Below are 14,604 nucleotides of genomic sequence, written 5' to 3'. Positions count from 1 at the left end.
AACACTATACTCCACATAATAATAAAATTAATTGCATACTTTCGGGCTTATCTCAATAAAAAGCAGTATTTTTGTAGTCCGAAAGGCCGTCCTCTGTCTTTTGGACTGACACAATGCCTTTGTCATTACTTAGCAAAAACAATAACAATTATAAATGAAAAAATTCATACTCGACCTTACGGTCAGCTCAATTGAAGCTTTGAGCGACAAGCATGTGCTCATCAAGCTTACCGACGACAAGCCTCTTCCCGAGATGCTTCCAGGACAGTTTGTAGAGGTGCGCGTAGACAACTCACCTTCTACTTTCCTGCGCCGCCCTATTTCTATTAATAATGTGGATTATGACAACAACGAACTCTGGCTCCTTGTAGCAGCAGTAGGCGAAGGAACACGCAGCTTGCAGCAGCTCAAAGCTGGCGACAAGCTGAACTGTGTATTGCCTCTTGGTAACTCGTTCACCATGCCTAACGACTCATCGCAGAAGGTATTGCTTGTTGGTGGTGGCGTTGGTGTGGCTCCTCTGCTCTACTTTGGCAAGAAAATCAAGGCAATGGGCATTGAGCCTACATTCTTGCTTGGCGCACGCACAGCCAATGATGTATTAGAGAAGTCGTTGTTTGAGGAGGTTGGCCGAGTGCTTATCACAACAGAAGATGGTTCGGAAGGCGAGAAGGGGTTTGTAACTAACCACTCTGTATTGTCGCAAGAGAACTTTGACCTTATATCAACTTGCGGACCAAAGCCAATGATGATGGCTGTGGCTCGCTATGCTTACAAGAACAACATCGAGTGCGAGGTTTCGCTCGAAAACAAGATGGCTTGTGGTGTAGGTGCCTGCCTTTGCTGTGTAGAGAAGACAGTTGAGGGCAACAAGTGTGTATGCAAGGAAGGTCCGGTAATGAATATAAAGAATTTGTCATGGCAGATTTAAGCGTAAAAATAGGCGGTCTTAAGTTGAAGAATCCCGTAATGACCGCATCGGGAACATTCGGATATGGTTTGGAGTTTGCCGACTTTGTACCTCTCGACGGTATTGGTGGCATCATAGTCAAGGGTACAACACTCAACCCACGTGAGGGTAACGACTATCCTCGTATGGCAGAAACAGCACAGGGTATGCTCAACTGCGTTGGCCTGCAGAACAAGGGTGTAGACTACTTCTGCAAGAACATCTATCCGCAGATAAAGGACATTGACACCAATATGATTGTAAACGTAAGCGGTTCATCGCCCGAAGACTATGCCGAGTGTGCTGCACGTATCAACGAGCTCGACAATATACCGGCTATTGAGCTTAACATCTCATGTCCTAACGTAAAACAGGGTGGTATGGCTTTCGGCGTTACTACCACTGGCGCCGCAAGTGTTATGCGTGCCGTACGCCAGACTTACCACAAGCCTATCATTGTGAAGCTATCACCTAACGTAACAGATGTAACCGAGATAGCCAAGGCTGTAGAGGCCGAAGGCGCCGACAGCGTATCGCTAATCAATACCCTTATGGGTATGGCCATCGACATAGAGCGCCGACGTCCATTGCTCAGCATATCTACAGGCGGACTTAGTGGTCCTGCCGTTAAGCCTGTTGCCTTGCGTATGGTATGGCAGGTTGCAAAAGCCGTAAAGATTCCAGTTGTAGGTCTTGGCGGCATAAGCACAGCTGAGGACGCTATCGAATTTCTTATGGCTGGTGCTACAGCCATCGAGATTGGTACAGCCAACTTCATTGACCCTACCGTTACTATAAAGGTGCGCGATGGAATCAACGACTGGCTCGACAAGCATGGATGCACTTCGGTGAGCGAGATTATTGGTGCGCTTAACGACTAAAGCGCACCTATTATATACATTGCGCATTAATATTGCATAACATTAATATTATAAAAGGTGGAACAAAAGAAATCACAGCGTGCCAATTTGGACGACAAGCGCCTTACGGGCTTCTTGATAGGACTCGTTGTAACGTTGTCGTTATTTCTTGCCGCCCTGCAATACACCACGGGGAATTCGGACAACAAGGCAAAAGAACCTGACGATGAGGAGACTCCTGACGTAGACCTTCTGCCTAAACCTAAGCGCAGCGACATGATTGCTGTTATTCAGCCCAAGCCGAAAAAACCTTCTACACAGAAACTAAAGATTGTTGAGGAGAAGGAACAAGCCGAAAAACTGAACAACATAACACAAATGCGCACTATTGGCTCTGATGACGACAAGGAGATGGAGGACGAGAACGACAAGCGAAAGAGTGATAAAGACGCACCCGAGACTGTTGCTATCGACGTAAACGACAATCCGCTAAATTTCCGCATCGTAGAGCAGTTACCCGAATATCCTGGAGGTATGGCCGCATTGGTGAAGTGGCTTAATAACAACATTATCTATCCACCTGCAGCCCAACGGCAAAATATACAGGGACGTGTGGTTATAAGCTTCATCATCAATAAAGACGGAACCACATGCAACCTGAAGGTAGCCAAGTCGGCTCACCCTCTACTTGACGGTGAAGCCATGCGCGTACTAAGAAAGATGAAGAAGTGGAAACCTGGTGTAAACAACAACAAGCCATGCCGCACTCTCTTCGCCATACCTATAGAATTCAATTTATAAACGTAAACACTACTAATATGTTAAAAGCTGACGAAATACTGAAGCTTGTCAACGATTATCTTGACAATATGCCTTACGACCGTAAACCGTCGTCACTATACGAACCTATACGCTATGTGCTGTCTATGGGGGGAAAACGCATCCGCCCTGTGCTTATGCTGCTTGCATACAATATGTTCAGCGAGCATCCCGAGGATATCTTGATGCCGGCATGTGCACTTGAGACCTACCACAACTACACTTTGCTGCACGACGACCTTATGGACAATGCCGACCTACGTCGTGGACACGAGACTGTACACCGCAAGTGGGATGCCAACACAGCCATCCTATCAGGCGACTCTATGCTGGTGCTTGCATATCAGCGTATGGCTCAATGCGACAAAGACAAGATGCCTGAGGTGCTGAACATCTTTACAGAAACGGCTCTCGAGATAGGCGAAGGACAGCAGTATGACATGGACTTCGAGCATCGCAACGACGTTACCGAGGAGGAGTACATTGAAATGATAAGACTCAAGACAAGCGTTCTGCTGGCATGTGCATTGAAGATTGGTGCCGTACTTGCTGGTGCTACAAACGAAGATGCCGACAACCTTTACCGCTTTGGCGAACAGATTGGACTGGCGTTCCAGTTGCAAGACGACTATCTAGACGTATATGGCGACACACGCGTATTTGGCAAAGCCATCGGTGGAGACATAACCTCCAACAAAAAGACATACATGCTGATCAACGCTCTTGCGCGTGCTAATGACGAGCAACGTGCCGAACTTGAAAAATGGATATCGGCTACAGAGTTCGACCGCAAAGAGAAGATTGCCGCTGTGACACGTCTGTACAATGAGATTGGCATAGACAAACTGGCGCAAGAGAAAATAAACTTCTACTTCAAGCAAAGTCGCAAATATCTAGAAGCCATATCTATCGAAGAAGATCGCAAGGCTGAGCTTACAGCCTATGCACAGCGCATGATGAAGCGCGAATATTAAAGAATAATTAAACTCTAAAGAACAATTACTCGTGCCTTACCGAAGATTTCCAAAAACCGACACAGCACGACTCAACTCGATACGCACACTGCTTGACAACAATGATGTATACGCAGCTAACAAGCGCTTTATCGACATCGACCTTATAAATAAGGTGAAGGCGTATCAAGAACAGCTGAAGTCGTTGTGCAACTATTTCCGTCTCTGCTACGATGCACAGATGGACAACTATCGCTGCATAGCCAAGCCTCAAAAGCGCATGATGATGTACGTGCAACACTTCATGCGCGTGCTCGACATGTCTATAGAGCGTGGCGAGATTAAACCTACGGCGTTGCAAACCTTCTATACAGTGGACGACATCAACGAAACTCTGCGTCTGCTGCACAACGCAGACGATGCCTACCGACTAACGCCCAACATCATAGAGGGCGAGAAGAAACGCATTGCACAAGGAGGACGCCCCATATACAATCCCACAATAGGTATGGTGGCCACTCACTACGACATCTTTAAGGACATATACGAACAACAGCACATTATGAATGAAAAGGCCGACCGTGCCCTTGCCGAACTGAAGGCATTACGAGCAAAACTCGACCCGATTATTGTAGACATATGGAATCAGGTGGAAGCCCACTTTGCAGAATTGCCACCCGAGACCCGATTTGACGAGTGCCGCAAATACGGCTTAATTTACTATTATCGTACAGGAGAAAAGAAACCGGAATGAAATTTATAGACACACATACACATCTTGACGGCGAGGAATTTGACACCGACCGCGATCTTGTAATGGAGCGTGCCCGCAAAGCGGGAGTCAGCAAGGTGTTTATACCAGCCATAGACCTAAAGTCGGTCAAGACGGTTATAGACACCTGCCAACACTATCCTGGCTATGCCTATCCTATGATTGGCTTGCATCCAGAAGAGGTGCGTGCCGACTGGTGCAACGTGCTCGACGAGATGCAACAGATGCTTAAGCCTGGTCACCCATTCATAGCAATTGGCGAGGTTGGACTCGACTACTACTGGTCGCGCGAGTTTGAGAAAGAGCAGATGCAAGCCTTTGAGCGTCAGGTGGAATGGTCTATCGATACACGACTGCCACTTATGATTCATTGCAGAAAGGGTCAGAACGAGATGGTTAAGATGCTGGGCAAGTATCGCGACCTGTTGCCTGGAGGTGTATTCCATTGCTTTACCGGAAACGAGAAAGAAGCCGAGGAACTATTGCAGTTCCCCAATTTCGTGCTCGGTATAGGAGGTGTGCTTACATTCAAGAAGAGTCATCTGCCAGAGGTATTGCCCTCGGTAGTGCCTCTCAACCGAATAGTGATAGAGACCGACTCGCCTTATATGGCGCCCGTACCAATGCGCGGTAAGCGCAACGAGAGCGCTTACGTAAAGTACGTGCTCGAACGTCTTGCCCAGGCATATGGTGTAGATGACAGCGAGGTAGCGGCTGCAACTAACGCCAATACCAAACGCATATTCCCCTTAGCGTTCAAATAAAATGGTATTAGCCTGTATTCAAGTTGATTAAATTTTGTCATTTGGTAAAAAATGTTTAATTTTGCACTTGTTTACAGGTAACTATTGTTTTATTTTTTCAACACTAATATTTCGAAGATGAAAACTTTCGATTTCAAACCCCAATTGTTTTCGACGCTGAAGTCGTACAACAAAAAAACATTCATGAGCGACCTCATGGCGGGTGTCATTGTGGGCATCGTTGCTCTGCCACTTGCCATCGCTTTCGGTATAGCCTCTGGCGTAACACCTGAGAAGGGAATTATAACGGCTATCGTTGCAGGATTCATAATCTCGCTGCTCGGTGGTAGCAAGGTTCAGATTGGAGGTCCTACCGGTGCCTTTATCATCATCATCTACGGTATCATTCAGAAGTACGGACTTGAGGGTCTGACTATTGCCACCATTATGGCGGGTGTGTTCCTGATTCTTTTCGGTGTGCTGAAACTCGGAACTATCATCAAGTACATCCCCTACCCTATTGTCGTTGGATTTACAAGCGGTATTGCTGTTACCATCTTCACCACACAGATAAAGGACCTCTTCGGATTGAGCATTGACTCTGTACCTTCCGACTTCGTAGACAAGTGGATTTGCTACATCTCCAACTTCTCTACAGCCGACATCTGGTGCTCTATCGTTGGTATTGTGAGCGTTATTATAATAGCCATCACACCTAAATTCAGCAAAAAAATACCTGGCTCGCTCGTGGCCATCATCGTCATGACTATCGCTGCCTTGCTGCTAAAGCAGTACTGCGGCATTACATCCATCGAGACCATTGGCGACCGCTTCAACGTAAGCAATGAGATACCCAACATGCAAGTTCCTGCCATGACTTGGGACACAATAAAGAGTCTTGTACCACCGGCACTTACCATTGCCGTACTCGGAGCCATAGAGTCGCTGCTGTCGGCTACTGTTGCCGATGGTGTGATAGGCGACCATCACAACTCTAACACAGAGCTTATAGCTCAGGGTGTTGCCAATCTCGCATCACCTTTGTTTGGTGGTATTCCAGCAACTGGAGCTATTGCACGTACAATGACCAACATCAACAATGGCGGACGCACGCCAGTGGCTGGCATCATCCACGCGGTTGTATTGCTGCTCATCTTCCTCTTTTTCATGCCATTGGCCAAGTACATTCCTATGGCATGTTTGGCTGGTGTGCTTGTTATCGTATCTTACGGCATGTGCGGATGGCGCTCGTTCGTTGCCTTGATGAAGAACCCGAAGAGCGACGTAACCGTGTTGCTCATCACCTTCTTCCTAACCATCATCTTCGACCTTACAGTTGCCATTGAGGTGGGACTTATCATCGCCTGTCTGCTATTCATGAAACGTATGTCGGAGACTACAGACGTTAAGGTAATAATGGACGAGATAAACGAGGAGTCGGACATCGTTAAGGGCAACCTCGAACACCTTACCATTCCGCAAGGAGTTGAGGTATACGAGATTAACGGTCCTTACTTCTTCGGCGCCGGAAACAAGTTCGAGGAAATTATGGCTGCATTCGGCGACCGTCCGAAAGTGCGCATCATACGTATGAGAAAGGTGCCGTTTGTCGATTCAACCGGTATACACAACCTTACCAACCTCTGTATTATGAGCAAGAACGAGGGCATACAGATTGTGTTGTCGGGTGTCAACGAAAAGGTACACTCGCAGTTGCAGAAGGCTAAGTTCTACGACCTTATAGGCAAGGACAACATCTGCAGCCACATCAACCTGGCACTCGAACGTGCTAAGGAAATAATCAAGTAGATTGAATGAAAAAAGAACTCATCACACTATCACTTGCCACATTAGGCATTGCAGGCATGCAAGCACAGGAAAGCCAAACGGCTTACAACTTCCTGAGGCTTCCTGTAAGTGCGCATGCTGCCGCATTGGGTGGCGACAACATTACGATAATTGAGGACGATGCCTCGCTTATGTTTCACAACCCTGCATTATTGTCGTCGGTTGGCGATAAGTCGTTGGGCCTTAACTTTATGACATACATGGAGGGCTCAACCACAGCAAGCGCGTCGTTCAACCGTAATGTGGGCGACAAGGCATCGTGGGCAGTAAGCGGACAGTTTATCAACTATGGCTCAATGCGACAGACTGATGAGTTTAACCAACAGACGGGCGAGTTCTCGGCTAAGGACATTGCCGTGAGCGGATACTTCAGCTACATGCTTAGCCAACATATTGCGGGCGGTATTGCAGCCAAATTCATAACATCGTACATAGGCGACTACAACAGCATAGGTATGGGCATCGACCTCGGACTCAACTACTACAACTCCGAGGACGAGCTCTCTGTGTCGCTTGTTGCAAAGAACCTTGGCGGACAGCTTAAGGCTTACAACGACGATTATGACCCTATGCCTATAGACCTACAATTTGGCGTTAGCAAACGATTTGCCCACACTCCGTTCCGTGTATCGGCTACTCTTGTGGACCTTAACCATTTGAACTACAAGTTTGCCAACCATCTTGTAATGGGTGTCGACATAGACATGTCGCAATCGTTATGGATAGGTGCCGGTTACAACTTCCGCCGTGCCGATGAGATGGGCATTGAAGATACCGACGGCAAAAGCTCGCATGGAGCAGGATTGTCATTTGGTGCTGGCATAAACCTAAACCGCTTCAAGGTGAACCTTGCATACGGCAAGTACCATGTATCGAGTTCGTCAATAATCGTGAGCGCAGCCTATTCGCTCTGATAATTCAATAAGACTATATAAATAAGACTATATAAAAACTAATAACAATATGAAAAAAATTGTGATAGCCATCGACGGATACTCGTCGTGCGGAAAAAGCACTATGGCTAAGGATCTTGCTCAAGAGGTGGGCTATATATACGTAGACACAGGTGCTATGTATCGTGCAGTTACATTGTTTGCCATGCGTCATGGTTTGTTCGACGCCGAAGGCAACATCAATGTGGAGAAACTTGAGAGCCTGTTGCCTGAAGTTAACATCTCTTTCAAGCTTAATCCAAAGACCGGAAAGCCTGAGACATGCCTTAACAACGAGGTTGTAGAGAAAGAAATACGCTCGCTTGAGGTGTCGCAACACGTAAGTCCGATAGCTGCCCTGCCTTTTGTACGTGCCAAGCTTGTTGAGCAACAGCAAGCTATGGGCAACGAAAAGGGCATCGTTATGGATGGTCGCGACATTGGTACCGTGGTGTTCCCAAATGCTGAACTGAAGATATTCGTTACTGCTTCGGCTGAGATTCGTGCACAAAGACGCTTCAAAGAACTCGAGGCTAAGGGAATGCCTGCCGACTTTGACGCTATACTCAAGAATGTTGAAGAGCGCGACTATATTGACACTCATCGCGAAACATCTCCACTTAAGCAAGCCGACGACGCTTTGGTGCTCGACAACAGCTATCTTACAATTGCCGAACAGAAGCAATGGCTTATGGAGAAATTTCATGAAAGAACAGCTGAGTAATAGATAGTGAACAGCTGAATAAACAAGAAAGAATTGCTGAACAACAAAGAGTGAACAGCTATTTGGACACAATTGTATAAAAAGCGAGGCGGTTGCAAGCTATTTTCAAGCCTGCAACCGCCTCTAAATATATCAATATCAATTAATAAAGTTTCAAACCAAATCTCACATTACTTTGTGAGAAACATGTTGTTATTAACTTTTACGGCCTCAGCCAAAGCTGCACAACATACCAAAACTACAAAACCTAAAATCATCATAATCTTTCTACCTTTCTTAAATAAATCTTTGTTATCCTTTTGTTATCATCTTTCTGTGTTCTTCATCAACCAACTGGCCCGTTAGGACCATTTTCTATTACTTAGAAAAGTTGATTTTCTTGTTCACTACTACAGCCTCTACGAGTGCTGCACAGCAAATAGCGAATATAAATCCAAATACCATCATAATACTGTTCCTTTCTCTTTTTGTTATCCTAATCACTTTAACTGATGCAAAGGTAATACCTTTTGTGTACGCACACAAGTATTATGGCAGTTATTTTGGCTTTGTCTTATATTTATTGATAGAAATCAATGACTTGTCTTAAATTTGTGCCAATTAGTCAGTAGGCAATACATTTTGTCATATAAATAATGTTTATACATTATATAATATTAATGTTATGCACATATAATAATAGAGAAGTTTTTATTACTTTTGCCAAGCGAAAACACTAAGGCACCCCTATAGTAGAAAATAACAACTAATAAGCAATTAATAATGAAGGACGTTCCAGTATTGCTGCTCACTGGTTATCTGGGCAGCGGAAAGACAACATTGGTAAACCGTATCCTTTCAAACAAGAAAGGCATTAAGTTCGCAGTAATAGTAAACGACATTGGCGAGGTGAATATCGACGCCAATCTTATTCAGCAAGGCGGTGTTGTAAACCAAAAGGACGACAGCCTTGTGGCTTTGCAGAACGGCTGTATATGCTGCACCCTGAAGATGGACCTTGTAGAACAGCTGCGCGATATTGTTGCCGAACAGCGTTTCGACTACATCGTTATTGAGGCAAGCGGAATATGCGAGCCTGCTCCTATCGCCCAGACTATTTGCTCTATACCAACACTCGGACCTCAGTATGTATCTAAAGGTGTGCCACGTCTCGACTGCATTGTTACCGTGGTTGATGCCTTGCGCATGAAGGACGAGTTTGGCGGAGGCGACGCTTTGCAGAAGAGCGACTTAGCCGAGGACGACTTGGAGAACCTCGTAATCCAGCAGATTGAGTTCTGTAACATCATCCTGCTTAACAAGGCATCTGAAGTGAGCGCCGAGGAATACAGCCACCTTGTAGAGATAATACACGCCATACAGCCTAAGGCCGTTATCATGCCGTGCGACTATGGCAACATCGACCTCGACCGCATCATAAACACACGAATGTTCGACTTCAATGAAGTGGCTACATCGGCTGCCTGGATTAATGAACTTGAAAACCATCACGGCGACGAGGAAGAGGAAGAAGAGGAGCATGAGCATTGTCATCATCACGACCACGATGAGAACGATGAACATTGCCATCATCACGACCACGATGAGCATTGCTGCTGCCATCATCATCACCACGATCATGAGGGAGGCGAGGTAGAAGAATATGGTATTGGCACATTTGTGTACTATCGCCGCAAGCCGTTCGACATGAACTTCTTCGACAACTTTGTTGCCAAGCTGTGGCCAAAGAGCGTTATACGCGCCAAGGGCATTTGCTGGTTTAAGGAACAGCCCGACATGTGTTACCTCTTCGAGCAGGCTGGCAGACAGATAGGATTGAAGAATGCTGGTCAATGGTACGCTACAATGCCCGAGGACGAGCTTAAGCCTTTGCTCGAGCGTGAGGAAGGATTGCGCAACGACTGGGACGATACATACGGCGACCGTATGCAGAAGATTGTCTTCATCGGACAGAACATGGACAAGACGACTATTAAGGAACAGCTTGACATGTGTCTTACAGAATAAGGAAATAACATAAGGGTCTACGGCTTACCAGCCATAGACCCTTTTTATTATTATATTGTGCCACTCTCTTATACTTTATTCTTTCTTTGATCGGCAAGCGTAATCACATCGCAATCGCTGAATCGCGCTCCATCTATGGTAAGACGTACAATTGTGCGTTCCTTGTGCCATCCTTGCAGACCTGCCGCACCTGGATTTATGTGCAACAATCCTAATTGCTTGTCGTATTGCACCTTCAGTATGTGCGAGTGTCCACTAATGAATAGTTGAGGCGGATTGGCCATTATCTCTCTTACGATGCTGCGGTCGTAACGTCCTGGATAACCGCCAATGTGCTTCATCAAAACTTCCACATCCTCACATTTAAAGCGCAACACATCCTTGAACATCAAGCGAAGGTCACCACCGTCGCCATTGCCACACACGGCACGCAAAGGACGAAAAGTGGCAAGACGTTCGGCAATCTCTGTTGAGCAAAAGTCGCCACAATGCCAAATCTCATCGCAAGGTTCAAAGTATTTAAGGTAGCGTTCGTCCCAATAAGAGTGGGTGTCACTAATGATGCCTATCTTCTTCATTTCTGCACCTTACGTATAAAGTCGGCAATAAACTGCTTGGTGCCCTCCAATCCCAGGCGCGACGAGTTTACACACAAGTCGTAGCTTGCACTACTGCCCCATGTCTTGCCCGTGTAGTAGTTGTAATAGCTTGAGCGCGACTCCTCCTTATTGCTTATAATCTTCCTTGCCTCTTCTGGCGAGCAGTTGTTAAGCCTCTGTACGTTTGCGATGCGGTCGTCAAGGTCGGCTGTGATAAATACCGTCACAATATTCTTATGGTCGCGCAACACATAGTCGGCACAACGTCCCACAAACACACACGGCGATTCCTCGGCAGCCTTGCGTATGGCCTCGCTTTGGAGACGGAACAAATTCTCTTGCGACAATCCATTGTCGTAGAACGAAGAGTCGCTAATAAACGGAACATGCATGTGGAATATCTGGTCAAGGAATCCCTTTCGCTCGTCGTTCTGCTCAAAGAACTCCTCACTAAATCCGCTTTCCTTGGCAGCAAGATTAAGCACCTCGCGGTCGTAGAACTTGCAGCCAAACTCGTCTGCAAGCATCTTTGCCACTATTCTGCCGCCGCTGCCAAGCTGGCGACCTACGCTTATTATCAAATTGTTGTTCATAATCTATTAGGTTTATTATATAAGTTATGTAGGAGGTACGGCCTGCGTAGCCGCACCACGCAAATTGTAGTTTCAAAAACAGTGTGTTACGGTCGAAGCCGTATTATCTATGCTTTCTTGAACCTCTTGATATATTTCATCAGCATCACAGCAGCCACAACCAACGATACTACGTCGCTTATAGGCTGAGCCATCCACACGCCGTCTACCTGATAGAAGTGTGGCAAGACAAGCAGCACAGGCAAGAAGAATAGCAGCTGACGCGACAACGACAGCAGCATACTAATCTTTGCCTTGCCAATACTCTGGAAGAATCCGGTGCAAACCATCTGAATGCCCACAAGCGGGAACAACAGCATGGTGATGCGTATTGACCGTTCGGCTATCTTTATCAAGGTTTCGTCGGTGGTGAACAGACGCGCGCACTCGTACGGCAGGGTCTGAGCAATAACCCATCCCAGGGTGGTAATGCACGTGGCTATAATCATGGTGTACTTCAGTACGGTAAGCAGTCGGTCGTAGTTGCGTGCGCCGTAGTTGTAACCAGCTATTGGGAACATGCCCTGGTTCATACCCATGTTAATCATAATAAAGATGAAGCCTATCTTGTTGCAAATACCATATGCGCCCACAGCAAGGTCGCCACCGTGTAAGGTAAGGGCATTGTTGATGAATATGATTACTATGCACGAGCACACGTTCATGGCAAACGGCGACATGCCTATGGCCAATATATTCTTGATGATACGACTCACGGGGCGGTAGATGCCACGCCTGAAGTGTACGATACATTGCGGATTGCTGAAGATGCGCAGCTGCCACATCAGCACACAGAACTGTGCGATGATGGTTGCCAATGCCGCTCCGCCAATGCCCATGTGCAATGGCCATATAAAGATAGGCGACAGTATGGCGTTCAGTATAACGGTCATTATCGAGGCCATCATTGCCGAGCGAGGCTTGGAGGCTGCTCGCAGTATGGAGTTCATGCCAAAGAACATGTGCGAGATTACGTTGCCCGCAAGTGTTATTACCATATATTCGCGGGCATAAGGCAAAGTTGCCTCGCTTGCTCCGAAAAACATTAGGATGGGGTTAAGGAATAGCAATGTGACGATGCTGAACGCCACACCAATGATAAGGTTCAGAGTAACGGCATTGCCAAATATGCGCTGGGCTGTATCGTAGTCCTTCTGTCCAAGTCGCACAGAGATGCATGTTGACGCTCCTATACCAACACCAGCACCGAAGGCTGCGCCAAGATTTTGAAGAGGAAAGGTTATGGCAAGTCCGCTGATTGCCAATGCGCCGCAACCTTGTCCGATAAAGATGCTGTCGGTCATGTTATACAGCGACGCTGCTGTCATGGCGGCAATAGCAGGCAAGGCATACTGCATTAGCAGCTTGCCTACTGGCTTGGTGCCGAGTTCGAGGGTCGCTTGTTTGCTGTTATCCATAAATAATATTTAAAAAATGAGAAGCCCCACCTCCTGACCCTCATTATGTTAAGGGCAGAAAGTGGAACTTGTAAGGTTTAAATATAAGATAAAGCCTCTCTCTATCTGACGAACAGAAAGAAGAGACACTTTTAAGGTTTTAAATATAAAGAGCATTTTGCTCTCATGCCTATTATGGAGAGGTCAGAGGGGGTGTTTTTGTCTGAATTTCTGTTTAGAATCCGTAAATCTCCTTCAACTTAGCTCCCAGCTTGTCGCCGCGCAAGTCGAGCGCCACGATAGTGCCCTCCGGGTCTACAAGGAAGCTTGCCGGAATAGATGTAATGCCGTAGGTCTGTCCGGCGATGGTCTGCCATCCCTTAAGGTCGGAAAGGTTGATCCATCCCAGCTGCATGTCCTCTATTGCCTTCTTCCAAGCCTCAAGCTTGCTGTCGAACGAAAGACCCACAATCTCGAAGCCCTTAGCATGATACTTCTCATAGTTTGCCTTTACGTTAGGCATTTCGCCACGGCATGGTCCGCACCACGAAGCCCAGAAGTCGATAAGCACATAGTTGCCCTTGCCGCAATACTCCGACAACTTGTGTGGCGTTCCGTTTACGTCGTTCTCCACAATGTCCACAAACTTCTTGCCCATAAATGCCGCCTTCTTTGCCATAATGGCATAATAGCGTTTCACCTCGTTAAGGGCGGGATGCTTGGCATAAACGCGACTGTCGTCGAGCAAATCCTTCATCTCGTTATATTCGAGACCGAAGATAACGTCGCCGAGGTAGGCAACGGGGATCAGATTATCCATATTGGCTTTGATAATCTCAAGCTTGCGAGCGTTGAGCTTGGTATCAATGGCCTCAATCTTAGGCTGAAGTTCTTTCAGCTTATTCTTTCTCTCCTGCTGAGAAAGACCTTCATCGCTGTACATCTTAGCCACCTGCTGGTAGAGAGGCTCCAAACCTACGCTCAAAGCATCCACCTCACGGTCGTAGGCATTGAGCTTGGTGTTTAGCTCGGAACCTTTAAGAACGTTGTTAGTAAGGTCGGCTGTTATGGGCTTACCATCGTTGAAGAAAACACGATAGTCCTTCTTGGTAGTTGTAAGGCCTAACAAGGCGTCCTTGTCCGACTTGCCATTAATGGCAAATTTACCAGCTTCCACCTTTGCACTGTCAATAACTTCGGGACGACTTCCGTCAATATCCATAACATATACGGTTTTAACGCTTGCTGGACATGTGCCGTTGATGCGATATTCCACACTCTGCTGGGCAAATGAAGCTGTGGCAAAGAGTGTCATTGCCAATGTTGAAATAAAGTTCTTGTTAATCATATCACGTTCTAATTAATTGTT

At 46.6% G+C, this 14,604-nt stretch carries 14 protein-coding genes; 10 read left to right on the top strand and 4 right to left on the bottom strand.

Annotated elements, in window-relative coordinates:
- Nucleotides 1-154: 154 nt before the first annotated feature.
- The 10 genes from C9991_RS07805 to C9991_RS07760 all read left to right on the top strand — a co-directional run bounded on the left by C9991_RS07805 (nucleotide 155) and on the right by C9991_RS07760 (nucleotide 10,607).
- Entirely contained in the window at nucleotides 155-931 is a 777-nt protein-coding gene (locus tag C9991_RS07805) for a dihydroorotate dehydrogenase electron transfer subunit (protein WP_106812009.1), read from the top strand.
- Complete coding sequence (locus C9991_RS07800) at nucleotides 919-1,830, top strand: dihydroorotate dehydrogenase (protein ID WP_106812008.1); 912 nt, start codon at nucleotides 919-921, stop codon at nucleotides 1,828-1,830. Before C9991_RS07805 ends, C9991_RS07800 begins: the two co-directional genes overlap by 13 nt.
- A gap of 57 nt (nucleotides 1,831-1,887) precedes the next feature.
- Nucleotides 1,888-2,610, top strand: coding sequence for an energy transducer TonB (locus C9991_RS07795; protein ID WP_106812007.1), 723 nt, complete (start codon nucleotides 1,888-1,890; stop codon nucleotides 2,608-2,610).
- Nucleotides 2,611-2,627: 17 nt separating this feature from the next.
- Nucleotides 2,628-3,602 carry a polyprenyl synthetase family protein gene (locus tag C9991_RS07790; RefSeq protein ID WP_106812006.1) on the top strand — a complete coding sequence of 325 codons (975 nt, stop codon included), beginning with the start codon at nucleotides 2,628-2,630 and terminating at the stop codon, nucleotides 3,600-3,602.
- A gap of 31 nt (nucleotides 3,603-3,633) precedes the next feature.
- Complete coding sequence (locus C9991_RS07785; RefSeq protein WP_106812005.1) at nucleotides 3,634-4,335, top strand: hypothetical protein; 702 nt, start codon at nucleotides 3,634-3,636, stop codon at nucleotides 4,333-4,335.
- Nucleotides 4,332-5,117 (top strand): TatD family hydrolase, encoded by a 786-nt coding sequence (locus C9991_RS07780; RefSeq protein WP_106812004.1) that lies wholly within the window; start codon nucleotides 4,332-4,334, stop codon nucleotides 5,115-5,117. Before C9991_RS07785 ends, C9991_RS07780 begins: the two co-directional genes overlap by 4 nt.
- Before the next feature lie 117 nt (nucleotides 5,118-5,234).
- On the top strand, nucleotides 5,235-6,905 hold the full coding sequence (locus C9991_RS07775) for a SulP family inorganic anion transporter (RefSeq protein ID WP_106812003.1): 1,671 nt from the start codon (nucleotides 5,235-5,237) through the stop codon (nucleotides 6,903-6,905).
- 5 nt (nucleotides 6,906-6,910) lie between these two features.
- Nucleotides 6,911-7,858, top strand: coding sequence for a type IX secretion system protein PorQ (gene porQ, locus C9991_RS07770; RefSeq protein WP_106812002.1), 948 nt, complete (start codon nucleotides 6,911-6,913; stop codon nucleotides 7,856-7,858).
- A gap of 49 nt (nucleotides 7,859-7,907) precedes the next feature.
- Complete coding sequence (gene cmk, locus C9991_RS07765) at nucleotides 7,908-8,600, top strand: (d)CMP kinase (protein ID WP_106812001.1); 693 nt, start codon at nucleotides 7,908-7,910, stop codon at nucleotides 8,598-8,600.
- Nucleotides 8,601-9,362: 762 nt separating this feature from the next.
- The gene (locus tag C9991_RS07760; RefSeq protein WP_106812000.1) at nucleotides 9,363-10,607 is read left to right on the top strand and encodes a GTP-binding protein; all 1,245 of its coding nucleotides are present in this window, start codon (nucleotides 9,363-9,365) and stop codon (nucleotides 10,605-10,607) included.
- Nucleotides 10,608-10,675: 68 nt separating this feature from the next.
- Here the strand turns inward: C9991_RS07760 and C9991_RS07755 are convergent, their stop codons facing one another.
- The 4 genes from C9991_RS07755 to C9991_RS07740 all read right to left on the bottom strand — a co-directional run bounded on the left by C9991_RS07755 (nucleotide 10,676) and on the right by C9991_RS07740 (nucleotide 14,583).
- A complete protein-coding gene (locus C9991_RS07755; RefSeq protein WP_106811999.1) occupies nucleotides 10,676-11,185 on the bottom strand; it encodes a metallophosphoesterase family protein in 510 nt (169 codons plus the stop codon).
- Nucleotides 11,182-11,799: a cytidylate kinase-like family protein gene (locus tag C9991_RS07750; protein ID WP_106811998.1), complete on the bottom strand. Its 618-nt coding sequence runs from the start codon at nucleotides 11,797-11,799 to the stop codon at nucleotides 11,182-11,184. Before C9991_RS07750 ends, C9991_RS07755 begins: the two co-directional genes overlap by 4 nt.
- Nucleotides 11,800-11,906: 107 nt before the next feature.
- Nucleotides 11,907-13,256: an MATE family efflux transporter gene (locus C9991_RS07745; protein ID WP_106811997.1), complete on the bottom strand. Its 1,350-nt coding sequence runs from the start codon at nucleotides 13,254-13,256 to the stop codon at nucleotides 11,907-11,909.
- 214 nt (nucleotides 13,257-13,470) lie between these two features.
- The gene (locus tag C9991_RS07740) at nucleotides 13,471-14,583 is read right to left on the bottom strand and encodes a TlpA disulfide reductase family protein (protein WP_106811996.1); all 1,113 of its coding nucleotides are present in this window, start codon (nucleotides 14,581-14,583) and stop codon (nucleotides 13,471-13,473) included.
- Between the last annotated feature and the right edge of the window lie 21 nt (nucleotides 14,584-14,604).

The sequence above is a fragment of the Prevotella merdae genome, assembly GCF_900290275.1.
GTDB lineage: Bacteria > Bacteroidota > Bacteroidia > Bacteroidales > Bacteroidaceae > Prevotella > Prevotella merdae.
Note: the sequence above shows the minus strand (reverse complement) of the source record. Positions and strands in the feature narration are given on the sequence as shown.